This is a genomic window from Streptomyces sp. SLBN-31, assembly GCF_006715395.1.
Lineage (GTDB): Bacteria > Actinomycetota > Actinomycetes > Streptomycetales > Streptomycetaceae > Streptomyces.
Genome location: NZ_VFNC01000002.1, coordinates 3789763 through 3813331 on the forward strand (window position 1 = coordinate 3789763; position 23569 = coordinate 3813331).

General features: G+C 72.2%; 19 protein-coding genes. 6 read left to right on the forward strand and 13 right to left on the reverse strand.

Features of this window, described 5'->3' with window-relative positions:
• Positions 1–254 precede the first annotated feature (254 nt).
• Positions 255–1262, reverse strand: coding sequence for a stage II sporulation protein M (locus FBY22_RS37115; protein ID WP_142152332.1), 1008 nt, complete (start codon positions 1260–1262; stop codon positions 255–257).
• 127 nt (positions 1263–1389) lie between these two features.
• Here FBY22_RS37115 and FBY22_RS37120 point away from each other — a divergent pair, with 127 nt between their 5' ends.
• A complete protein-coding gene (locus FBY22_RS37120) occupies positions 1390–2325 on the forward strand; it encodes an RDD family protein (RefSeq protein WP_142152333.1) in 936 nt (311 codons plus the stop codon).
• Here the strand turns inward: FBY22_RS37120 and FBY22_RS37125 are convergent.
• The 9 genes from FBY22_RS37125 to FBY22_RS37165 all read right to left on the reverse strand — a co-directional run bounded on the left by FBY22_RS37125 (position 2322) and on the right by FBY22_RS37165 (position 12555).
• Positions 2322–2939, reverse strand: coding sequence for a hypothetical protein (locus FBY22_RS37125; RefSeq protein WP_142152334.1), 618 nt, complete (start codon positions 2937–2939; stop codon positions 2322–2324). The genes FBY22_RS37120 and FBY22_RS37125 overlap by 4 nt on opposite strands.
• Before the next feature lie 142 nt (positions 2940–3081).
• Positions 3082–4539, reverse strand: coding sequence for an adenosylhomocysteinase (ahcY, locus tag FBY22_RS37130; protein WP_142152335.1), 1458 nt, complete (start codon positions 4537–4539; stop codon positions 3082–3084).
• Positions 4540–4818: 279 nt separating this feature from the next.
• Positions 4819–5799, reverse strand: coding sequence for a cation diffusion facilitator family transporter (locus FBY22_RS37135; RefSeq protein WP_142152336.1), 981 nt, complete (start codon positions 5797–5799; stop codon positions 4819–4821).
• A 122-nt stretch (positions 5800–5921) separates the two neighbouring features.
• On the reverse strand, positions 5922–7073 hold the full coding sequence (gene manA / locus FBY22_RS37140; protein WP_142152337.1) for a mannose-6-phosphate isomerase, class I: 1152 nt from the start codon (positions 7071–7073) through the stop codon (positions 5922–5924).
• Between the two features lie 70 nt (positions 7074–7143).
• Positions 7144–8271: an SIS domain-containing protein gene (locus tag FBY22_RS37145; protein WP_142152338.1), complete on the reverse strand. Its 1128-nt coding sequence runs from the start codon at positions 8269–8271 to the stop codon at positions 7144–7146.
• Positions 8272–8472: 201 nt separating this feature from the next.
• Positions 8473–8643: a Trm112 family protein gene (locus FBY22_RS37150; protein ID WP_142152339.1), complete on the reverse strand. Its 171-nt coding sequence runs from the start codon at positions 8641–8643 to the stop codon at positions 8473–8475.
• A 211-nt stretch (positions 8644–8854) separates the two neighbouring features.
• Positions 8855–10219: a phosphomannomutase/phosphoglucomutase gene (locus FBY22_RS37155; RefSeq protein WP_142152340.1), complete on the reverse strand. Its 1365-nt coding sequence runs from the start codon at positions 10217–10219 to the stop codon at positions 8855–8857.
• 121 nt (positions 10220–10340) lie between these two features.
• Positions 10341–11957, reverse strand: coding sequence for an L-lactate permease (locus FBY22_RS37160; RefSeq protein ID WP_142152341.1), 1617 nt, complete (start codon positions 11955–11957; stop codon positions 10341–10343).
• Positions 11958–12132: 175 nt separating this feature from the next.
• On the reverse strand, positions 12133–12555 hold the full coding sequence (locus FBY22_RS37165) for a DUF3499 domain-containing protein (protein WP_142152342.1): 423 nt from the start codon (positions 12553–12555) through the stop codon (positions 12133–12135).
• A gap of 296 nt (positions 12556–12851) precedes the next feature.
• Here FBY22_RS37165 and FBY22_RS37170 point away from each other — a divergent pair, with 296 nt between their 5' ends.
• Positions 12852–13304 (forward strand): metallopeptidase family protein, encoded by a 453-nt coding sequence (locus tag FBY22_RS37170; protein ID WP_142152648.1) that lies wholly within the window; start codon positions 12852–12854, stop codon positions 13302–13304.
• A gap of 16 nt (positions 13305–13320) precedes the next feature.
• Here FBY22_RS37170 and FBY22_RS37175 read toward each other — a convergent pair whose 3' ends face one another.
• The 3 genes from FBY22_RS37175 to FBY22_RS37185 form a co-directional block, all read right to left on the reverse strand.
• Positions 13321–14841 carry a DUF5719 family protein gene (locus FBY22_RS37175; protein WP_142152343.1) on the reverse strand — a complete coding sequence of 507 codons (1521 nt, stop codon included), beginning with the start codon at positions 14839–14841 and terminating at the stop codon, positions 13321–13323.
• On the reverse strand, positions 14838–18485 hold the full coding sequence (locus FBY22_RS37180; RefSeq protein WP_142152344.1) for a glycosyltransferase: 3648 nt from the start codon (positions 18483–18485) through the stop codon (positions 14838–14840). The genes FBY22_RS37175 and FBY22_RS37180 overlap by 4 nt, the downstream gene beginning before the upstream one ends.
• Before the next feature lie 173 nt (positions 18486–18658).
• Positions 18659–18922, reverse strand: coding sequence for a WhiB family transcriptional regulator (locus FBY22_RS37185; protein WP_003975777.1), 264 nt, complete (start codon positions 18920–18922; stop codon positions 18659–18661).
• 670 nt (positions 18923–19592) lie between these two features.
• Here FBY22_RS37185 and FBY22_RS37195 point away from each other — a divergent pair.
• Genes FBY22_RS37195 through FBY22_RS37210 form a run of 4 tightly spaced genes read left to right on the forward strand, consistent with a single transcriptional unit; the run spans position 19593 to position 23476 of the window.
• A complete protein-coding gene (locus FBY22_RS37195) occupies positions 19593–20111 on the forward strand; it encodes a cysteine dioxygenase family protein (protein ID WP_142152346.1) in 519 nt (172 codons plus the stop codon).
• A 34-nt stretch (positions 20112–20145) separates the two neighbouring features.
• On the forward strand, positions 20146–21105 hold the full coding sequence (gene cofD / locus FBY22_RS37200) for a 2-phospho-L-lactate transferase (RefSeq protein ID WP_142152347.1): 960 nt from the start codon (positions 20146–20148) through the stop codon (positions 21103–21105).
• Positions 21102–22412, forward strand: a complete 1311-nt coding sequence (locus tag FBY22_RS37205) for a coenzyme F420-0:L-glutamate ligase (RefSeq protein ID WP_142152348.1) — start codon at positions 21102–21104, stop codon at positions 22410–22412. Before cofD ends, FBY22_RS37205 begins: the two co-directional genes overlap by 4 nt.
• Before the next feature lie 59 nt (positions 22413–22471).
• Positions 22472–23476, forward strand: a complete 1005-nt coding sequence (locus tag FBY22_RS37210; RefSeq protein ID WP_142152349.1) for a DNA-3-methyladenine glycosylase — start codon at positions 22472–22474, stop codon at positions 23474–23476.
• Positions 23477–23569: the final 93 nt, after the last annotated feature.

The window sequence follows — 23569 nt, forward strand, 5'->3', positions numbered from 1 at the left end:
TTCGCGGTTTCCTTTCCGGCGGATCCGACTTTATCAGAAGTTCCGAGCCGGTCCGACCGGCCGTTAATTTCCGATTTGATCGGGAGTGGCTTCGTCGGAATCGATGTTCCGAGAAGCAGACAGACACTCACTGCTGCCGACCGGTTGAGACCCAGTTCCAGGCAACTGTTCGAATCTACCTCCCCTAGCGGTCCGTGTCAACGGCTCCGTTGGGGCGAGGAAGAGAGTAACAGCTCAGCGGGCTCGTATGCACATCAGGCCGCCGTCGGCACCGTGGCGCTGCGCTCGGCCGCTTCGACGTCGCCCGTCTCGCCGACGCGGGCCGCTCGGCCGCCCAGGACGAAGACGTAAGCGAGGAAGGTCAGCTCGGCGACGACGCCGATGCCGATACGTCCCCAGGTGGGCAGGCCGGAAGGGGTGACGAAGCCTTCGATGGCACCCGAGACGAAGAGGACCAGGGCGAGGCCGATCGCCATGCCGATGGCGGCACGGCCTTCCTCGGCCAGGGCCGTGCGGCGGGAACGCGGCCCCGGGTCGACGACGGTCCAACCGAGGCGGAGACCGGTTCCGGCGGCCACGAAGACCGCGGTCAGTTCGAGCAGGCCGTGGGGCAGGACGAGGCCGAGGAAGGTGTCGAGGCGGCCGGCGGACGACATCAGGCCGAAGCCGACGCCGAGGTTGAGCATGTTCTGGAAGAGGAGCCAGAGCACCGGCAGGCCGAGGAAGACACCGAGGATGAGGCACAGGGCGGCGGCCCAGGCGTTGTTCGTCCACACCTGGGCGGCGAAGGACGCCGCGGGGTGGCTGGAGTAGTACGTCTCGTACTGGCCCCCGGGGCGCGTGAGCTCCCGCAGCTCGTTGGGGGCCGCGATGGTGGCCTGGACGTCGGGGTGGGTGCCGATCCACCAGCCCAGGAGGACGGAGACAAGGGTCGACAGGAGAGCGGTGGGCACCCACCAGCGGCGCGACCTGTAGACGGCCGACGGGAAACCGTGGGTGAGGAAGCGTGTGACGTCTCTCCAGGAGGCGCGCCGGGTTCCCGTCACCGCGCTACGCGCGCGTGCCACGAGTTGGCTCAGTCGTCCGGTGAGCTGGGGGTCGGGGGCGCTGGACTGGATCAGGGAGAGATGGGTCGCCGTGCGCTGGTAGAGCGAGACGAGTTCATCGGCCTCGGCGCCGGTGAGACGGCGTTGACGTCCCAGGAGCGCGTCGAGGCGGTCCCATTCGGCCCGGTGGGTCGTGACGAAGACGTCGAGATCCATCGGTTCGGCTGCTCCTCGGCTGTCGTCACTGGCCCGTCGTTGATGTCAGCTTGTCGTACTGCGGCGCGATGCGCCCTCAGCTTGGCAGACTGGCCGCTGCGAGGGCAGACCAGGAAGGGCGGCGGGCGTGAGTGAGCTGGTGACGGGCGAGGCGGTGGCGCTTGAGTTGCGCCCCGCGAGGCTGCCCAGCAGGGCGCTCGCGGTGTTGCTGGATCTGGTGGTGGCCGTGGCCGCCTACGTCGTCGTGACCATCGCGCTGGTCGCCGCAACGGCTTCTCTGGACGAAGCGGCGCAGTTCGCGGTGTCGATCGCGACCTTCGTCCTGTTGCTGGTGGGAGCGCCGATCGCGGTCGAGACCCTCAGTCATGGGCGGTCCCTCGGGAAGCTGGCGTGCGGGCTGCGGGTGGTGCGCGACGACGGCGGGCCGATCCGGTTTCGGCATGCGCTGGTCCGTGGAGCGATCGGCGTGGTGGAGATCCTGATGACCTTCGGTGTCATCGCCTGTATCGCGTCGCTCGTGTCGTCGCGCGGGCGGCGGCTCGGGGACGTCTTCGCCGGGACTCTGGTCGTACGGGAACGGGTACCTGCCGCGCGGACCGGGTTTCTGCCTCCTCCGCCGCCGTGGCTGGCCGGACGGTTCTCGGAGCTCGATCTGTCCGCGGTTCCCGACGGGCTGTGGCTGGCGGTGCGTCAGTACCTGACCCGGATGTATCAGCTCGACCCGCAGGTGGGCTGGGCCATGGCGGAACGGCTCGCGTCCGATGTGGCCGCTCGTACGGGTACTCCTGTTCCGCAGGGGGTGCCGCCGACGGCCTATCTCGCCGCCGTGCTGCAGGAGCGGCAGACCCGCGAGGTGCGGCGGACCTTCGGCAACGGTGCGGTGGCGGGCCATGCTCCGACGGCGCCGTACGAGACCCGGCCCGCCGCGCCGGCGTACGAGTCCCGGCCCGCCGCGCCGGCGGACTCGCCGCGCGCCATGCCGGCGGACGCGCCGCCTGCGGAGCGTCCCGCGTCGGGGGCCACTGGGAAGGCCCGGCCGACAGGGTTCGTGCCGCCGGCCTAGTCGGCGAAGGTCGACGGCGGTGACTCGAGGTTCTCCAGCTCGATTCCGGGCGCCGCGAGGACCACGTCTCCCGCAATGTGCACGGAGTGCTGCTCGCCCGTGTCCAGGGCTGTGACCTGGTATTCGTCCACGGTCAGAGGGCCGTTGTCAGTGGCGTGTGCTTCTCTGTTCAGCAAGGTCCAGGACTGGTCCACGGTGCGGGGGGCGAGGACGGGGTCCGTGAAGGCGACGAGGCGTACGCGGGTTGCTGAGGCAGAAGGGGTGAGGCGCAGGAGACGGGTGGTGGCGACGAGGAACGCGGGGGACGTGCCGGTGAAGGCGTGGGCGCGCACATTGCCTTCGGTGGCATGAGTTCCGCTGGAGTCCGTACGGACCCAGGTGACGCCGTCCAACGCGGCGCCGCGCACCTGCCATCCGGCGGAGTGGAGCTCCAGGCGGATGGGGCGGCCGAGTTCGTCGAGGGCGAGGTCGACCGAGCCGCGGTGGTCGCCCGCGGGGGTGGTCAGTTGGGAGACGTAGCGCCAGCCGGAGGGGCCGGGGGCGCAGTGGAAGTGTTCTTCTGCGAGGGGGGTGTGGTCGTGCGGATCGTGGAGCGAATAACGGCCGCGGGGCATGGGGGTCCTGGATCTTGACGGGCTGGTCCGGCCGACGGGCCACGGGGCCGAAGGGGCAGGCCCCCGACACGGGGGTGCGGGGGCCTGCCTCTGAGGACTCACCGGCGGTGGGCGCGTCGGCCCACCGACCCGGTGGCGGTGCTCAGTAGCGGTAGTGGTCGGGCTTGTACGGGCCCTCGACCTCGACGCCGATGTACGCGGCCTGCTCGGGACGGAGCGTGGTCAGCTTCACGCCGAGCGCGTCCAGGTGGAGGCGCGCGACCTTCTCGTCGAGGTGCTTGGGCAGCGTGTATACGCCGGTCGGGTACTCGTCGGGCTTGGTGAACAGCTCGATCTGGGCCAGGGTCTGGTCCGCGAAGGAGTTGGACATCACGAACGACGGGTGACCGGTGGCGTTGCCCAGGTTCAGCAGACGGCCCTCGGACAGCACGATGATCACCTTGCCGTCCGGGAAGGTCCAGGTGTGCACCTGCGGCTTGACCTCGTCCTTGACGATGCCGGGGACCTTGGCGAGGCCGGCCATGTCGATCTCGTTGTCGAAGTGGCCGATGTTGCCGACGATGGCCTGGTGCTTCATCTTGGCCATGTCCGAGGCCATGATGATGTCCTTGTTGCCGGTCGTGGTGATGAAGATGTCGGCCTTGTCGACGACCTCGTCCAGCGTCGTGACCTGGTAGCCGTCCATCGCCGCCTGCAGCGCGCAGATCGGGTCGATCTCGGTGACGATCACGCGGGCGCCCTGACCGCGCAGCGACTCCGCGCAGCCCTTGCCGACGTCTCCGTAGCCGCAGACGACCGCGGTCTTGCCGCCGATCAGGACGTCGGTGGCGCGGTTGATGCCGTCGATCAGGGAGTGGCGGCAGCCGTACTTGTTGTCGAACTTCGACTTGGTCACGGCGTCGTTGACGTTGATCGCCGGGAAGAGCAGGGAGCCCTCGCGCTGCATCTCGTACAGGCGGTGGACACCGGTCGTGGTCTCCTCCGTCACGCCCCGGATCTCCGATGCCAGCTGGGTCCACTTCTGGGGGTTCTCGCCCAGGGTGCGGTGGAGCAGCTGGAGGATGACGCGGTGCTCGTCGGACTCGGCGGTGTCCAGGGCGGGGACGGCGCCGGCCTTCTCGTACTCGACGCCCTTGTGGACGAGGAGGGTGGCGTCACCGCCGTCGTCGAGGATCATGTTCGGGCCGCCGGTGGGGCTGTCCGGCCAGGTCAGCGCCTGCTCGGTGCACCACCAGTACTCCTCCAGCGTCTCGCCCTTCCAGGCGAAGACCGGGATGCCCTGCGGGTTGTCGGGCGTGCCGTTCGGGCCGACGGCGATGGCGGCGGCCGCGTGGTCCTGGGTGGAGAAGATGTTGCAGGACGCCCAGCGGACCTCGGCGCCCAGGGCAGCCAGGGTCTCGATGAGGACGGCGGTCTGCACGGTCATGTGCAGGGAGCCGGTGACGCGGGCGCCGGCCAGCGGCTGGGCCTCGGCGTACTCCTTGCGGATCGCCATCAGGCCGGGCATCTCGTGCTCGGCGAGGGTGATCTCCTTGCGGCCGAACTCGGCCAGGGAGAGGTCGGCGACCTTGAAGTCCTGTCGGTTTTCGACAGTCGTCATTGCGAGCTGCTCCTCGGGGTTGGGGCGAGGTGGGTACGGCTGGTCTGCGCGGCGGCGGACACAGGGGTGCCCGAGAAGAGGACACAGGCATGCCCGCGTACGCGCAGCGCAGTCCGTCGGAGGCCCTCTCTCCCTCGGTCGGTCCGCGGTGGGACCGCCCGACCGCCATCAGCAGCGACGTCTGGCTCCACCCCAAGCTACACCGGCCGGGCCGAGCACCCCAGTCCACCTCCGAACAGATCGAGCCGATCGCGGTCCGGAAAAGGGGGGCCGAACCCGTCAGTGGCCGGCCGGGTGGGCGGCGGGGCCTCCTGGCGTCGCCTCCCGGTCCGGGCCCTTGGCGGCCTCGGCGTCGCTGTAGATGTCGGGCTCGAGGTAGATCACGCGGGCGATGGGGACAGCGGCGCGGATGCGGGCCTCGGCGGCGTTGATGGCGAAGGCGATCTCGGCGGCCGTGTCGTCGTGCTGGACGGCGATCTTGGCGGCGATCAGGAGTTCCTCGGGGCCGAGGTGGAGCGTGCGCATGTGGATGATGCCGGTGACCGTCTCGCCGTCGACGACGGCGGTCTCGATCTTCTTGACGTCCTCGACGCCCGCGGCCTCGCCGAGCAGGAGCGACTTGGTCTCGGCGGCGAGGACGAGGGCGATGGAGACGAGCAGGATGCCGATGCAGACCGTGCCGATGCCGTCCCAGACGCCGTCGCCGGTGAGCAGGGCCAGGCCGACGCCGCCGAGGGCGAGGACCAGACCGATCAGCGCGCCGAAGTCCTCCAGCAGGACGACGGGCAGCTCGGGCGCCTTGGCGCGGCGGATGAACTGCGACCAGGACAGCTTGCCGCGCAGTTCGTTGGACTCCTTGATGGCCGTCCTGAAGGAGTAGCCCTCGGCGATGATCGCGAAGACGAGGACGCCCACCGGCCAGTACCAGTGCTCCACTTCGTGCGGGTGGCGGATCTTCTCGTAGCCCTCGTAGATGGCGAACATGCCGCCGATCGAGAACAGGACGATGGACACCAGGAAGGCGTAGATGTACCGCTCGCGGCCGTAGCCGAAGGGGTGCTGCGGGGTCGCCTCGCGCTGGGCCTTCTTGCCGCCGACCAGCAGCAGGAACTGGTTGCCGGAGTCGGCGAGGGAGTGGACGCCCTCGGCGAGCATCGAGGACGAGCCACTGAACGCGAACGCCACGAACTTCGATGCCGCGATCGCGAGGTTGGCGCCGAGTGCCGCCACGATCGCCCTGGTGCCGCCTGACGCGCTCATGTGTCCGCGTTGTCCCTTCGCCTTCGTACGTGTACGCCGTCCAGGCCTTTGCCCGTCCTTTGCCGGTGGGCCATTCTTGCAGCCCGGACCGGCGACAGCGCGTCAGGTACCCACAACCCCGGTCATACGATCACAGTGGCCCGGAAGACCGTTCCCGCCCCGGACACCTCTGCCTTCTCGCCTGCGGGGACGAACACGGATGTGCCTGGGGTCAGTTGCTCCTCCCCCGCTCGCACCGAACCGGCCGTGCACAGCAGGATCTGCGGGGTCTCGCGGGTGAGGTCGTGCGTCGTACCGCCCTTGGGAAGCACGTACCGCGAAAGCCGGAACTCGTCGATCGGGGTGTCGTAGACCTCCTCGCCGTCCGGGGAGGCCTCGGGGCGCAGGACGCCCGGGTCGCTCGCCTCGAAGCGGACGATGCGCAGGAGTTCGGGGACGTCGACGTGCTTGGGGGTGAGGCCGCAGCGCAGGACGTTGTCGGAGTTGGCCATGATCTCGACGCCGAGGCCGTTGAGGTAGGCGTGCGGGATGCCGGCGCCGAGGAAGAGCGCCTCGCCGGGCTGCAGACGCACGTGATTGAGGAGCATCGCGGCGATCACGCCTGGATCGCCCGGGTAATGGTGGGCGATGTCGGCGTAGGGGGCGTACGCGCCGCCCAGGCGGGTGCAGGCGGACGCGGCCTCGGTGACCGTGTGGCGCATCTCCCCGGGGTCGGCGGTGAGGATCGCCGTGAGGACCTCGCGCAGGGCCGCGTCCTCGGGGTGGGCGTGGAGCAGGTCGACGTAGGGCTTGAGGGAGTCGACACCGAGGCCGTCGAGCAGTTCGGCCGCCTGCAGCGGATCACGGAAGCCGCACAGGCCGTCGAACTCGGTGAGCGCGCAGATCAGTTCGGGCTTGTGGTTGGCGTCCTTGTAGTTGCGGTGGGGGGCGTCGACGGGGATGCCCCGGCGCTCCTCGTCCTCGTAACCCTCCTTGGCCTGCGCCAGGTCGGGGTGGACCTGGAGGGAGAGCGGGGCTCCCGCGGCGAGGACCTTGAGGAGGAAGGGCAGGTGGGGGCCGAACTTGGCGACGGCCGCGGAGCCCAGTTCCCGCTCCGGGGCCGCGTCGATCACCTCCACCAGGGTGCCGCGTGCGGTGCGCGAGGGGGCACCGGGGTGGGCGCCCATCCACAGCTCCGCCTGGGGTTCACCGCTCGGTTCGACTCCGAGGAGGGCGGGGATGGCGGTGGTGGAACCCCAGGCGTAGGGGCGGATGGTGTTGTCCAGGCGGTCCATGCGGTTCTCTCTGCCGGTCGATCGGTACGCGCGTGCGTGTGCGGCTGTTCTCAGTGCGCAGGCGTCAAGATCAGGCCCCTGAGGCGAGCGCCAGGTAAACGGCGGCGAAATCCGTGATGGCGATCAGTTCGGCGAGGGTCTCCAGCTCGTCGCCGGCCTCCGGCTCGAGTTCGCTGATCGGTGTGTCGTGGCTGAGGGCCAGGTCGCGGGCGGCCGGGGCGGCGGTGAGGCCGCCGATCGGTCGGTCGCGCAGCAGCACCACGCGCGCGTGCAGAGCGGGCGGTTCCTCCACCCGGTCGCGGAAGAAGTCGTCCGGGTCGGCGCTCGCGGCGAGCGGTCCGGCGAGCAGCGCGCTGTGCGCGGCGAGGGCCTCGGGGAGCTCGGCGACGACGGCGGGGGTGCCGGAGAGCTCGGCGAGGGCCGCGGCGAACCGGCGGCCGGCGGGGCCCGCGGAGACGCCTTCGGTCCAGACGACCGGCAGGGCGTCGGCGAGTTCGGCGGCGAGCGTCTTGGCGGGGTTGCTGTAGGTCGCGATGGCGGGGCCGCAGCGCTCGGCGACCTGGTCGAGGCGGTCGGCGACCTTTTCGACGGCGTCCGGCGGGGCGGAGAGCAGGCCGGTGCGGTCCAGCAGCGCGAGGAGGGGTGTGAGCAGCGCCCACAGCACGCCGGGGGCGGACGCGGCGAGCGGTTCGTCCTGCTCGTACGGGGCCGTCGCCATCGGTACGAAGAGGCCGTGGGCGCCGGCCACCGCCTCCACGAGCGGGGTGTGGGAGGGGGCGACCGCGACGACGGCGCAGCCGCGGCGGTAGGCCGCGTCGGCGAGCAGGGACAGGCCCGGCTCGCTGCCGTCGGGGGTGGTGATCAGGAGCAGGTCGACCGAACCGGCCCAGCCCGGGAGTTCCCAGCGCAGTGCGCCTGCCGCGGGGGCCACGCCGGTGGGTGCGAGGCGGATGACGGGGCTGCCGGGGCCGGCGAGGGTGCCGAGGAGGTCGGCGGCGCAGATGGCCGCGGCGCCGGGGCCCGCGATGAGGACGGCGCGGGGGCGGCCGTCCGGCTTGAGGTCGTTGACGCCTGCCTCGGCTGCGTGCCGGGCGGCGGTGCGGACCCGGGCGCCCGCTTCGGCGGCGCCGCGCAGAAGGCCGCGGCGGTCGGCCTCGGAGAGGGCCTCGGGGGTGTCGAGCAGCGATTCGTCGAGCATGGGGCGGCAGCCTCCGATCGCCGGTCCCTGAGGACGGCGGGCTTGGGGGGTGCGTGCGGCGGACGGTGTCCAGATGTGGGGTCTGCTGGGTCGGCGGTGCCTCAGGGCGGGCCGCGCGGGTGGGGCAGGGCCTCGGGGCGGGCCGCGCGGGTGAGGCGGTGCCTCGGCAAGTGCCGCGCGGGTGAGGCAATGCCCCCTGTGTCACGCGGGGCGGCGGGCCTCGTCGACGAGGAGGACGGGGATGCCGTCGCGGACGGGGTAGGCCAGGCCGCAGTCCTGGCCTGTGCAGATCAGCTCGGTGTCCTGCTCCTTGAGGGAGGCGTGGCAGGCCGGGCAGGCGAGGATCTCCAGGAGGCCGGATTCCAGCGGCATGGGGTGTCCCTTCGGGGTACGCGTGCGGGTGCCTGTGCGGCGCCTTGTGCGGATGTGCCTGGTCAGGGTACCGCCGTGGGGGGCGGCTCGGCGGGGTTGGGGCGGGGTGGGTGGAGGGGTCTGCCCCCTGGACCCCCGTCGGCCCTGAACCGCCCCTCGTCCTCGAACGCCGGACGGCCTTGTCGGGTCCGCCGGACGGGCCGAAGAGCGTTCACGCCCGGATGATCGCCAGCGCCTCGTCCCGTACCTTCCTCATCGTCGCCTCGTCGCGGGCCTCCGCGTTGAGGCGGAGGAGGGGTTCGGTGTTGGACGGGCGGACGTTGAACCACCAGTCGGTTGAGGTGACCGTCAGGCCGTCGAGCTCGTCCAGGGTGATGTCCTCGCGGCCGGCGTACGCGGCCTTGATGGCGGCCACGCGGTCCGCCTGGTCGGCGACCGTGGAGTTGATCTCGCCCGAGCCCACGTAGCGGTCGTACTCGGCGACGAGGGCGGACAGCGGGCCGTCCTGGCCACCCAGGGCCGCGAGGACGTGCAGGGCCGCCAGCATGCCGGTGTCGGCGTTCCAGAAGTCCTTGAAGTAGTAGTGGGCCGAGTGCTCGCCGCCGAAGATCGCGCCGGAGGTGGCCATCTCGGCCTTGATGAAGGAGTGGCCGACCCTGGTGCGGACGGGGGTGCCGCCGTGCTCCCGGACCACCTCGGGGACCGACCACGAGGTGATCAGGTTGTGGATGATGACGCCCTTGCCGCCGTTCCTCGCCAGTTCGCGTGCGGCCACGAGCGCCGTGACGGCGGACGGGGAGACGGGCTCGCCGCGCTCGTCGACCACGAAGCAGCGGTCGGCGTCGCCGTCGAAGGCGAGGCCGAGGTCGGCGCCCTCCGCGCGGACCCGCTGCTGCAGGTCGACGAGGTTCGCCGGGTCCAGGGGGTTCGCCTCGTGGTTGGGGAACGTGCCGTCGAGTTCGAAGTACATCGGGACGACGGTCAGGGGCAGGCCGTCGAACACCGTGGGGACGGTGTGGCCGCCCATGCCGTTGCCCGCGTCGACGACGACCTTCATAGGGCGGACGGAGGTCAGGTCGACGAGGGAGCGGAGGTGGGCCGCGTAGTCCGACAACGTGTCGCGCCGGGTGATCGTTCCCGGGTCCGCGGCCTGCTGCGGAGCGCCCGAGTCCATCCATCGCTCGGCGAGTTCGCGGATCTCGGACAGGCCCGTGTCCTGGCCGACCGGCGCCGCGCCGGCCCGGCACAGCTTGATGCCGTTGTACCGCGCCGGGTTGTGCGAGGCCGTGAACATCGCGCCTGGCAGGTTCAGCGCGCCGGAGGCGTAGTACAGCTGGTCGGTCGAGCACAGGCCGATCTCGGTCACGTCGGCGCCCTGCCCGGCCGCCCCGCGCGCGAAGGCCCGCGACAGGCCGGGGGACGAGGGCCGCATGTCGTGGCCGACGACGATGGCACGCGCCCGGGTCACCTGGACGAAGGCCGCCCCGAAGAGTTCGGCCAGTGACTCGTCCCACTGGTCCGGGACCACCCCGCGCACGTCGTACGCCTTCACGATCTGTGACAGATCAGCAGCCACGGCCAACCCTCCTGGAGTCCTGTCGGTGGCCCCAAACTACCCGTACCGGATGGCCGTGCGGTGCGCGGACGCCGAGCGGATGCCGCAGTCGTAACCTCAGGTCAGAGCAGGGTAAGAACGCTCAGGGCAGCATCCACTCCAGAACCGGCGAGCTCTGGCCGACGACGATCACGCACATCACCAGCAGCAGCCCCGCGCTCCAGGGCAGCACCTTGCGCAGCAGGTCTCCCTCGCGGCCGGCGAGGCCCACGGCCGCGCACGCGATGGTGAGATTCTGGGGCGAGATCATCTTGCCCAGGACGCCGCCGGAGCTGTTGGCCGCCGCCAGTAGTTCGGGCGACAGCCCCGACTCGCGGGCGGCGGTGACCTGCAGGGCCCCGAAGAGGGCGTTCGCCGAGGTGTCCGAGCCGGAGACGGCCACGCCGAACCAGCCGAGGACCGGCGACAGGAAGGCCAGCCCGGCGCCCGCGGCCGCCACGAAGTGGCCGATGGTCGCGGCCTGTCCGGAGAGGTTCATGACGTAGGCGAGGGCCAGCACGGAGGTGACGGTCAGGATCGCGAAGCGAAGTTCGTGCACGGTCGCCAGCCACTCCCTGACGGCCACGCGCGCGTGCACCCCGAGTACGGCGGCCGTGCACAGCCCGGCGAGCAGCACGAGGGTGCCGCCGGTGGACACGACCTGCCAGGTGAAGACGTTGCCGCCGACCGGTTCGCCGTTCGGGGCGACGACGTCCAGGAAGGGCCAGTCGTACGTCTGTGTGGCCCCGGCCAGCCAGTCCTTGACCGCGGGGATCTGAGCGACCGAGAAGATCACGACGATCAGGGCGTACGGGGCGTAGGCGCGCACGACCTCGTGGCGCGGGTCCTGCTCGTCGAGCTCCTCGCTGCGCGCACCGGTCAGCACGGACGCGCGTACCTCCTCGGCGGCGGCCACGCGCGCGTGCGGTACGGCGACCAGAGCGCCCGCGCCCGCCAGTGAGGCGGCGATGTCGGCGAGTTGCGCGGAGACGTAGTTGGAGGCGGCGAACTGGGCGACGGCGAAGGCGACTCCGCACACCAGGGCCGGCACCCAGGTCTCGCGCAGCCCGCGCCGCGCGTCCACCAGCCACACCAGCACGAGCGGCACCACGAGGGCGAGCAGCGGCGTCTGACGGCCCACCACCGAGGCCACGGTGTCCAGCGGCAGCCCGGTGACCTGAGCGAGCGTCACGACCGGTGTGCCCATGGCGCCGAAGGCGACCGGCGCGGTGTTGGCCACCAGGGCGACCACGGCGGCGCGCACCGGGTCGAAGCCGAGGGCGACGAGCATGACCGAGCAGATCGCGACCGGCGCGCCGAAGCCGGCGAGTGCCTCCAGGAGCGCGCCGAAGCAGAAGGCGACGACGAGCGCCTGGATGCGCGGGTCGTCGGAGAGACGCCCGAAGGAGCGGCGCAGGATGTCGAAGTGCCGGGTGCGGACGGTCATCCGGTACACCCAGAGGGCGTTGACGACGATCCACAGGATGGGGAAGAGGCCGAAGACGGCGCCCTGGGCGGCGCTGGAGAGCGTCTGGCCGAGGGGCATGCCGTAGGCGAGCCGGGCGACCAGAACGGCCGCCAGAAGGCCTGTCAGGCCCGCGAGGTGGGCTTTCATGCGGACGCCGCCGAGCAGGATCAGGACGATCACCAGGGGCAGGGCGGCGACGAGGGCGGACAGGCCGAGCGAGCCGGCGACGGGTTCGAGTTTCTGGACGTACACGGGCGCCTCCCCGATTCCGCCATGCGGAAAGCGATTTCTCACTTCGGCTTACGGAATGGTCGTGTCCGCGCCAAGTCCGCGTCAATGGCCGTGCACCACCCGCATCGGCACATGCATCAATCGCGTCGGTGAACGCGACTCACTCGCTTCGATGACGCACGCGTGGGAACGCGGATCAGTTGTCCGGCGAGCGCAGCACCCGCAGGTGGCCGCGGCGCGCGACCTCCATGGGGTCCGCCGAGCGTGCCCCGCCACCGGCCCCGGCCGCTCGCTCCTGCGGACGGGCCGCCTCGCGCACCGCGTTGGCAAGCGCCTCCAGGTCGTCGCCGCTCGGCCGGGCCGGGGCGGAGCCGTCGAGGAGCCGGACGACCTCCCAGCCGCGCGGCGCGGTCAGGCGCTCGGAGTGCTCGGCGCACAGGTCGTAGCAGTGGGGTTCGGCATAGGTGGCGAGCGGGCCGAGGACCGCGGTCGAGTCGGCGTAGACGTACGTCAGCGTCGCGACGGCGGGTCGGCCGCAGGCGGTGCGCGAACAGCGACGTACAGGGCTCACGACGTTGGACGGTACCGCACTCTTGAGCGGGCCGCGACGACTCTCCACCAGGTCACTCCACCGTGTCGGGGTGTGAATCACCCCACACGCCCCTTTCGCCACACCTTGCTGACCTGGGCGGACGCCCCGCCCGCACGCCGTCGCGCGACCGGCCGTCCGATCAACACTCCGTACAAACACCGTCATTTGCCTCGACGTCGACGGTCTCGGAGAGATACGGAATCGAGCCCAACCTTGGCTGGAATGGTCAACCTGTGACATGCCGTCGCCGGTGGCCGAACGGCGTCCGGGATGCCGTGTGGGGCCGGGCGGGCGGGCTCGGCGGGGACTACGCTTCACCAGTGATGGACAACCCCGTACCGCACCGTGCCGCCGGCCGCCCCGGGCCCCGCCGTCGTGACCGCCACGGCCGGGGCATGCGCGGCCCGATCGCACCGCCCCAGGTGCCGCTCGCCGCGAGCCGCGCCGACCTGTTCGCGGACCTGGTCCAGGACTCCGTGGAGCGGCTGGAGCGGCGCTGGCCACAGCTCGCCGACATCGATTTCCTGGTCCTCGAGGTGCCGCGGCTGGACGGGCCCGGGCAGACGTGGAACGACGAGGCGGTGCCTCTGGGCGGCACGATCTCCGCGCACGACGGACGCCCCGCGCGCGTGGTCGTCTACCGGCGGCCGGTGGAGATCCGCACCAAGGGGCGCGACGAGCGGGCCGCCCTGGTGCACGAGGTCGTCGTGGAACAGGTCGCCGAGTTGCTGGGGCTGACCCCGGAGACGGTGGACCCGCGGTACGGCGAGGACTGAGCCCCGCCGGCCGCGCTCACTTCTGCAGGACGGAGAGGTCCTCGTCCGCCTGCGGCACCGACACCAGCCCCCGGTCGTCCGGCAGCGTCTGGATCGTGAAGCCGGGGACGCCGCCCTCCGTGGCGGACAGCGTCCGGGACGCGTACACCGGGCCGCCCGAGAGCGTCTCGACCGTCAGCGCGTACGTGCCCTTCGCGCCGTTCGGCACCGGGGCGTCGACGTCCTGGGTGGTACCGGCCTTGACGGTGTACGTCTTCGACACCGCCGAGCCGCCGTCGCTGCCGGCGGACGCGGTGACCTTCACCCGGGCGGTGCGGGTCGGCGCCGTGATCGACAGGGTGGAGCCCTTGCCGCTGTTGTCCGCAGACGTCGCGCGCGTGCCGACCGGGGCCGTGGCCGGGAGGAACGCCGTCTCCTGCTTGCCGGGCTTGCCGCGTACGACCTTCAGTGCCGCCACGACCGGCACCGACCGGTTCGTGGGGGTCAGGACCAGCGAGCCCGCCTCGCCGCGGGTGACGGCACCGAGGTCGACCGCGCTCGTCATCCCTGCCTTGACGTGCAGCGTCTCGTTGCCGGCGGGCGTGATCGGCCCGGACGGGGAGGCGAGGCGCACCTTCAGGTCGGCGTCCGTGTCGCCCGCCGTGAAGGCGATCAGACGGACCGCCGTGGCGTCCTTGGGGATGCCGGGCAGGACGAGGCTGCCCGCCGCGTCGGCGGCGGCGGCCAGCCAGTCGCCGCCCGTCTTGTCGTCCAGGGCCTGCACGGCGGCGCCCACCCGCCCGCTGCGCACGTTCACGTGCACGGTGAGGTCGGTCTGCTTCTCGTCGGTCAGCGTGGACAGCAGGACCGGGTCGCTGGAGTGCGGCGCGACGGTGACGCCCTCCCCCACCGTCGACTTCAGGACACCGTCCTTGCCGTAGAGCTCGATGTCGACGACGGCGGCCGAGTCGTCCGGGTTGGTCAGGTGGACGTAGTCGGTGCGGTCGGCGGCCGTGCTGGCGCCGGGGAACCAGAACTCCGTGTCCGGCGCGGTGCAGTTGACGCCCAGCAGACCGCGTCCGGTGCCCGCCGCGACCTCGGTGGTCTCCTGCACCGCCCAGCCGGGCGCGAACTTGCCCTCGGCGGTGCCGATCAGCGCGGGCGTGTCGGCACCGGAGGTGTCACCCGTGACCGGGGTGCCGGGCTCCTTGGGCGTGAGGACCGGCTTGGCGGCCGTCTTCTTGCCCTTGCCCTTCTTGTCCTTCGTGCCCTTGCCACCGCTCGTCGCGCCGTCCGACTGCTCGGTCGCGGCCTGGAGTTCGGCCTTGCCGTCGCCCGCCGTGCCCTTGGTGAGGGGCGTGTACGAGGTGTACGACGTGTCGGCTAGGTCGGAGGCGCTGGGCTCTGGGCACAGCAACGTGGTGCGCTCCACGGGCAGTTCGGCGGCCGCCTTGGCGGTGTGCGCGCCGGAGGCGCCCGGCGCGGTGAGCGAGGCGATGCCCGTGATGGCGGCGAGGGCGGCCGTGCCGGCGATCAGGGAGAGGGTGGTGCGGTTCACTGCTGGCTCCCGTCGGGGCGCTCAGGGGCGTGCGGATGCTGCTGCTGCGCCGGGTCGTACCCGGGGTCGTAGCCCTGCTGCTGATAGGCCGTCGGGTCGTACGTCTGGTCGTACGCGCCCTGGGAGTTGCCGTAGGCGTACGGGTCGTACTGGCCTGACTGGTACGGGTCCGCCTGGTACGTCTGGTCGTACTCGCCCGCCGGGTACTGCTGGGCGCCCTGGTACTGCTCGTTGCCATAGGGGTCGTACGCGGCGCCCTGGTAACTCGCCTGGTCCCAGTCCCCGTACGACTGCTGCTGCGGGACCGCGACCGGTGTCTCCTCCTCGGCAGGGGCCGGGAACTCCTCCTCCGGCGCGCCTTCCTCGGCCTCAGTCTGGGCGCGCAGGCGGCGGGCGCGGCGGCCCTCGCCCGCGACGGCCTGGGCGGGGATCGACGGCTCCTCGGGGAGGTCGTCGTCGACGTCGCGGCGCCGGCCGGGCAGGGCCATGATCACGAGGACGACGGCGAGGGAGCCCTGCGCCCACAGCCAGGCGGTGTGGGTGACCGGGTCGTCGTAGGTGACGTCCAGCCTGCCGCCGGAGGAGCGCAGTTCGAAGCCCTGGGCCCAGCCGTCGACGGTGGTGCGGGTCAGCGGCCTGCCGTCCAGGGTTGCCGTCCAGCCCTCGGCGGCGGTGTCGGCCAGCCGCAGGACGCGGCCGTCGGCGCCGGCCGGGACGGTGGTGTGGATGTCGACGGGGCCGGCGGCCACGGGCCGCGGGGTGCCGGAGCCCGAGGCGGTCACGATCGTCGCGCGGGCGACCTCGTGGTCGACCCGCCACAGGGCGCTGCCGTCCTGCTGGCTGAGGCGGGACAGGCCCGGGGTGGCGTCCAGGACGCGGGTGACCTCGCGCGGGGCGCCCTTGTGCACCAGGACGTAGCGCACGGCGAACTTGCCGAGCTGGTCGGACTGGTCGGCGCCGGAGCCGGCGACCAGGTTGGCGACGACCTTGTCGAGCGCGCTGTTCTCGCCGTCGGCCGCGGCGGCCTCGGCGTCGCCCAGACGGGCCCCGGAGCCGCGGACCAGGGTGTATCCGACGTGGGCGGCGGAGTCGCTGTCCAGGACGAGGGTGCGGGCCTGGTCGCTGGTACCGCTCTCCTCGGCGACGAACGCGGGCACCTGTGTGGGGTCGCGTCGCTCCACCGGTCCGTCGGCGCCGCGGATCATCCAGCCCGCGGCGACCAGCAGCGGGCCGGCGAGCGAGGCGAAGGCGATCAGCGCGGCCACCGGCTGGCGCCAGCCGAAGCTCTGCTCGGCCACACGCGCGCGTGCGCCGTCGGCGCCGAGTGCGGCGGCGGCGAGCAGGGCGATGCCGTAGACGAGGGTGGCCGGGCCGGCCCAGGTGGACCGGTTGGACAGCACGGCGAAGACCAGACCCACCAGGGCGACCGCCCAGGCCGCCCGGATCGCGGACTGGCGTTCCGAGCGCATCAGGGCGGCCAGCGCGGCCAGCACGACGCCGATGAGCATCAGCCCGTCGACCGTGCCGGGCCCGCCGGGGCTCATGCCGAGCAGGTCGAGCGCGGTGGCGGCCGAGGGGCCGTAGCCGAGCCCGGCCTCCTTGAAGAAGCCGAACGGCAGCAGCGTCAGGGACCAGGGCGCGAGCACCAGGAGGGGCGAGCCGAGCTGGGCCAGGAAGCGCAGGCCGTAGGCGGTGATGTCGGCGCGGCGCAGCACCAGTACCGCGATGCCGAGGATCAGCGCGATCGGCCACACGATCGGCGTGAAGGCCGTGGTGATGGTCAGCAGCAGTGCGTACGCCCAGGTGGCGCGCCAGCTGCCGCGGGCTCCCGAGGCGTTCGTGACACCGCTCGCGGCGACGCCCGCGCGCGCGATGAGCGGCAGCAGGACGGCGAGGACGGCGGTGCCGATGCGGCCGCCGGCGAGCGCGCCGGTGGCGGCGGGCAGGAAGGCGTAGACCACGGCCGCCCACGCGCGCAGCAGGCGCGACTCGACGAGCGGGCGGGAGGCGAAGTAGGCGGTGAAGCCCGCCAGGGGCACCGAGCCGACGAGCAGGACCGTCACCGCGAGTCCGGTCGAGCCGAACAGCACGGAGGCCAGCGCCGCCACGATCGCCAGGTACGGCGGCGCGGACGGGGTTCCACCGGCGCCGACGGCGTGCCAGGAGTCGGTGTAGCGCGACCACAGTTCACCGGCGTCGGCCGGGGCGGGCAGCAGGGCGCCGCCCGCGAGGGCGCCGCCGCCGAGCAGGGCGCGGCAGGCGACGAGGGAGACGAACAGCAGCACCAGGAAGAGCATCGGGCCGGGCTTGCGGGCGATGCGCTTGAGCCGGGCGAACTGCTCGATCTCCAGGAAGTCGGCGTCGTCCCCGCCCGGCCCGGACTCGACGGCGCCGCCGTGCCGTCCGGCGCCGGAGGTGGCGTCGGCGTCGGAGTCGCTGAAGAAGTTGCCGGCGACCTGTTCGATGGTGGCGCGCACGGTCGCGCCGGGCGGCGGGAACAGGGCGCGCAGTTCTCCCTTGTCGATCTGCGGGGCGCCGCGTCTGCGCCGGCCGGCGATGATCCGCTCGGGCCGCAGCAGGGTGCCCAGCAGGCCGCGGATCTCGTCGACGGCCTGTCCGGGGACCTTGCCGACGAGATAGGCGAGGGTGCGCAGGAGCGTGCCGAACACGACGCGCAGCAGCACCCACGGCAGGACGGCTGTGCGCGAGTTGACGAACAGGGTGTAGACGGCGCCGGCCTTGTCGACCATGTGCGGGGAGGCGGCGCTGCGGCCCACGCAGTCGACGGTGCGGCGTTCCCGGGAGGCGGCCTCGGCGTGCCGTACGACCGCCTCGGGGGCGATCAGGACGCGCTGCCCGGCGGCGGTGGCGCGCCAGCACAGGTCGACGTCGTCGCGCATCAGCGGCAGCCGCTTGTCGAAACCGCCGAGCCGCTCGAAGACATCGCGCCGGATCAGCATGCCGGCGGTGGACACCGACAGCACCGGGCGGACGTGGTCGTGCTGGCCCTGGTCCTGCTCGCGGCGGTCAAGGCCGGTCCAGCGGCGGCCGGAGTGGGCGATGGAGACACCGACCTCCAGCAGCTGCCTTCTGTCGTACCAGCCGCGCAGTTTGGGGCCGACGACCGCCACGTCGTCGCGGCCGAGCTCCAGTTCGTTCTCCACGACCCGCAGCAGCTGGGCCAGGGCGTCGGGGTCCGGGGCGCAGTCGTCGTGCAGCAGCCACAGCCACTGGACCGGCTCCCCGTGGGGCAGTTCCGGCATGTCGTAGGCGTCGTCGCGCCAGGTGCGCGTGACGGGGTCCCAGCCGCTCGGCCGCTTCAGGTACGGCAGCTCCTCCGGGGTCAGCACGGGCGCGGTCCGCACCGCCTCCTCGACGGCCTGGCCGAAGCCGGTGCGGCGGGCGAGGTGCAGCACGCGGTCGGCGCCGAGGGCCTCGGTGACCAGCTGGGCGGAGGCGTCCGCGCTGCCGGTGTCGGCCGCCACCACGTTCTGGACGGGGCGCTCCTGGCCGAGCAGCCCGGCGAGCGCGTCGGGCAGCCAGCGGGCGCCGTCGTGGGAGACGAGCACCGCCGTCACCACGTGACGCGGGAACTCTGGAGTGGCAGCGGAGTCGTGGGCTGCCGTGTGGCTGTGCACGGACATCGAGGTACGGGCCCCGGTTCGATGGACTGCGGTGGACGTCTGTGGCCCTTGGGGGCGGCGAGGCGTCTCGGACGAGCGACCACACTATCGGCTGGGCAGCAGGGCGGCCCGCCGCCTGTGGATAACCCACTTGCGACGGGCCGTTCGTTGGATGTGGAGCGGAGGGTTCGGGGTCAGACGGCCGCCTTCTTCAGCCTGCGCCGCTCGCGTTCGGACAGACCGCCCCAGATGCCGAAGCGCTCGTCGTTGGCGAGGGCGTACTCGAGGCACTCGGAGCGCACCTCGCAGGCGAGGCAGACCTTCTTGGCCTCCCGGGTGGAGCCGCCCTTCTCGGGGAAGAAGGACTCGGGGTCGGTCTGGGCGCACAGCGCGCGCTCCTGCCAGCCGAGTTCCTCGTCCGCGTCGTCGACCAGCAGTTGCTGCACCAGCTCGGTCATGTGCGCCCCTCGTCTGTCTTTCGCGTCCCCGTGATGTAGCCGTTACCGATTCCGGCTGAACGACACGAGTGAAATTACAAGTGTGCTGCTCCGGGCGAGTCAAGCCGAGATCTGCTATTGGGCCCCTTATTCACTCTGCGGAACCAAGGCCATGCGGAAAGTGTTCAAATCGGCATAAACCTTGACACGCGGACGAGGCCCGGGAGGGCCTTGGACCCATTGCGGAGCCTCTACGGGAAAGGACGCCCGGATGTTCGATCCCGTTCCACGCGCCCCACGAAGCAAACCGGATCACGTTCGGATCACGGGATCGCAACGAGGCCTGAGCGCGCGGTTGTGCGCCTTGTGTCCCGGTCCCCCTCTGAACAAACCTTTCATCACCCAGATGGACCGGATGAGGTGAAACCCGTCCCACATACCGGGTGTCGAGTTGACAGTGAAGGTGTGAACCGGTGTGCTTGTGGGCATGCTCGCGAACTTGGCACCGACCTCGATCCGCACCGCCGGGTCCCACGGTGCTGCCCGCGCTCGCTGTAGCTGTTGCTGTTCCAGCTGTTGAGCCTGCCCGATCGCTCCAGCTGAGACCGAGTCGCCCCCGCGGCTCGGTTTCGTGTTTCTCCCCCGCTGCTCGTTCCCTCTGACCTTCTTTCACCGAGGAACCACCGCACCCATGAACAGCGACAACGACCTCCAGATCGCCGGCGACATCCTCGAGGTCCCGCACCTGCTGCAGCCGCCGCGCGAGCACCCGGCCACCGTGGCCGAGTTCGTGGGTCTCGCCCGCTCCGTCGCCGCGGACCGCTCCGAGTGGGAGCACCTCGTCCGCTACGACGCCACGACCCGCTGGTACCACCGGCTGCGTACGGGCCCCGGCTACGAGGTGTGGCTGCTGTCCTGGGTGCCGGGCCAGGGCAGCGGACTGCACGACCACGGGCGTTCGTCGGGCGTGCTGACCGTGCTGGAGGGGACGCTGACCGAGCGGACCGAGCGGGGCACGCGCGCGCTGGCGGCCGGTGCGCAGCGCGTGTTCGCGCCGGGCTATGTGCACGAGGTCGTCAACGACACGCTGGAGCCGGCCATAAGCCTGCACATCTACTACCCCGGACTGACCGACATGCCGATGCACACGTCCCCGCACTGCGAGGCGCGGACCGAGCCGGCGGCGCGGACGCGTCCGGTGACTGCCTGACGCGTTGTCGTACCCGCCTGCAACACTGAGAGACATGCGCATCGTGGTTCTGGCAGGCGGCATCGGTGGTGCCCGGTTCCTGCGCGGTCTGAAGAAGGCCGCGCCGGACGCGGACATCACCGTCATCGGCAACACCGGGGACGACATCCACCTCTTCGGGCTGAAGGTCTGCCCGGACCTCGACACGGTGATGTACACGCTCGGCGGCGGCATCAACGAGGAGCAGGGCTGGGGACGGGCCGACGAGACCTTCCATCTGAAGGAGGAGCTCGGGGCGTACGGCGTCGGCCCGGAGTGGTTCGGGCTCGGCGACCGCGACTTCGCCACGCACATCGTGCGGACCCAGATGATCGGCGCCGGATATCCGCTCAGCGCGGTGACGCAGGCCCTGTGCGACCGGTGGAAGCCGGGCGTACGGCTGATCCCGATGACCGACGACCGCGTCGAGACGCACGTGGCCGTGGAGGTGGACGGGGAGCGCAAGGCGGTCCACTTCCAGGAGTACTGGGTGCGGCTGCGGGCCTCGGTGCCGGCCGAGGCGGTGGTGCCGGTGGGCGCCGAGCAGGCGAAGCCGGCGCCGGGTGTACTGGAGGCGATCGCCGAGGCGGACGTCGTGCTGTTCCCGCCGTCCAACCCGGTCGTGTCGGTGGGCACCATCCTCGCCGTGCCCGGCATCCGGGAGGCGATCGCCGACGCCGGGGTACCGGTCGTGGGCCTGTCCCCCATCGTCGGGGACGCGCCCGTGCGGGGCATGGCCGACAAGGTGCTCGCGGCCGTGGGAGTGGAGTCGAGTGCCGCGGCGGTGGCCGAGCACTACGGCTCCGGACTGCTCGACGGCTGGCTCGTCGACACCCGGGACGCGGACGCCGTGCAGCGCGTGGAGTCGGCGGGCATCCGGTGCCGCGCGGTGCCGCTGATGATGACCGACGTGGACGCGACCGCGCGGATGGCGCGGGAGGCGCTGACGCTGGCCGAGGAGGTGCGGGAGTCTTGAGCGCAGCGTCTGCCGACGGGTACCGCGTCTGGGCCGTGCCGGGACTGCCCGAGGTGCAGCGCGGGGACGACCTCGCCAAGCTGATCGCAGACACCGAGCCGGGGCTGGCCGACGGGGACGTGCTGCTGATCACCTCGAAGATCGTCTCCAAGGCCGAGGGGCGCCTCGTCGCGGCCGACGACCGGGAGGCGGCGATCGACGCCGAGACCGTGCGGGTCGTGGCGCGGCGCGGGGCGCTCCGGATCGTCGAGAACCGGCAGGGCCTGGTCATGGCCGCGGCCGGGGTCGACGCCTCCAACACCCCCGCGGGCACCGTGCTCCTGCTGCCCGAGGACCCCGACGCCTCCGCCCGAGCGATCCGCGACGGCCTGCGGGACGCCCTCGGCGTGCGGGTGGGCGTCGTCGTCACGGACACCTTCGGGCGGCCCTGGCGCTCCGGTCTCACCGATGTCGCGATCGGCACCGCCGGGGTGCGGGTGCTGGACGATCTGCGCGGGGGCACGGACGCGCACGGCAATCCGCTGGGCGCGACCGTCGTGGCCACGGCCGACGAACTCGCCGCCGCCGGCGACCTGGTCAAGGGCAAGGCGGCCGGCAGGCCGGTCGCCGTCGTGCGCGGGCTGCCGCATGTCGTGGCCGACGAGCACGGGGAGGGGGCGCGGGCCATGGTGCGCGGCGCGCGCGACGACATGTTCCGGCTGGGGACCTCGGAGGCGGTACGGGAGGCGGTGGCCCAGCGGCGTACCGTACGGGCCTTCACCGACGAGCCCGTCGACCCCGGGGCGGTGCGGCGGGCGGTCGCGCTGGCGGTCACCGCGCCGGCGCCGCATCACACAACGCCGTGGCGGTTCGTGCTGCTGGAGTCCGAGGAGTCACGGGTCCGGCTGCTGGACGCCATGCGGGAGGCGTGGATCAGTGATCTGCGGCGCGACGGCAAGAGCGAGGAGTCCATCGCCAAGCGGGTGCGGCGCGGCGACGTGCTGCGCAACGCGCCGTATCTGGTCGTGCCGTGCCTGGTGATGGACGGGTCGCACACGTACGGGGACGCGCGGCGGGACGCGGCCGAGCGGGAGATGTTCGTGGTCGCCGCGGGCGCCGGCGTGCAGAACTTCCTGGTCGCGCTGGCCGGGGAGCGGCTGGGTTCGGCATGGGTGTCGTCCACGATGTTCTGCCGGGACGTGGTGCGCGAGGTGCTGGGACTGCCCGAGGGCTGGGACCCGATGGGAGCGGTGGCGATCGGACATCCGGCGGAGGAACCGAGGCCCCGGCCGGCCCGGGAGGCGGACGCTTTCATCGAGGTGCGGTGAGGGGCGCGTGACTGCGCCTACCCTCGTGGGGACACCCAGGGACCTCTAGGACAACTTTCGTGGCAGGACGGTTTTCTCCGCGGCCCACTCGTACGACCGTGCGGGGCGGGCATGTCGGCGTGCCCGCGGGGGTGCCCCGGCAGGCCGAGGCGGGCGGACGGGTACGGACCGTGGTGCCCGACGGGCCGCTCGACCTCGGGCTGGTGCTGGGGCCGCTGCGGCGCGGGCCCGGCGATCCGACGTTCCGGGCCATGCCCGACGGGTCGGTGTGGCGGGCCACCCTCACGCCCCTCGGGCCCGGGACGCTGCGGGTCTCCGTGGCGGGCGGGGCCGTGCGCGGGGAGGCCTGGGGGTCCGGCGCCGAGTGGCTGCTGGACCGGTTGCCCGAGCTGCTGGGCGGTGCCGACGAGCCGGAGGCGTTCGTGCCCCGGCACCGGGTCGTGGCGTCGGCGTGGCACCGGCGGCGGGGGCTGCGGCTGACGCGGACCGGGCTGGTGCTCGAGTCGTTGATCCCGTCCGTGCTGGAGCAGAAGGTCACGACCGACGAGGCGTATCGGGCGTGGCGGTCGCTGGTGCGGAAGTTCGGGGAGCCGGCACCCGGGCCCGCGGCCGGGGGGCGGCTGTGGGTGATGCCGGCTCCGCGGACATGGGCGTTGATCCCGTCGTGGGAGTGGCATCGGGCGGGCGTCGACAACAAGAGGGCGTCGACCATCCTGCGCGCTGTTCGGGTCGCGGGACGGCTGGAGGAGGCCGTCGGGATGTCGCCCGAGAAGGCGCAGGCGCGGTTGGAGGTCGTGCCGGGGATCGGGCCGTGGACGTCGGCGGAGGTCGTGCAGCGCAGTCATGGGGCGGCGGATGCGGTGACCGTGGGGGATCTGCATCTGCCGGGGATCGTGGGGTGGGCGCTTGCCGGGGATCGGGATGCGGACGACGGCGTCATGCTGAAGCTGCTGGAGCCTTATGCCGGGCAGCGGCATCGGGCCGCTCGGTTGATTCTGCTGAGTGGGCGTACGCTGGCTCGGCGGGCGCCGAAGATGCCTCGCGGGGACATCGGGAAGTTGTGAGGGGCGGTGCCGTCAGCTCCAGGTCCAGGGGGCTCCGCCCCCTGGACCCCCGTCGGCCCTGAACGGGCCTGGTCCTCAAACGCCGGACGGGCT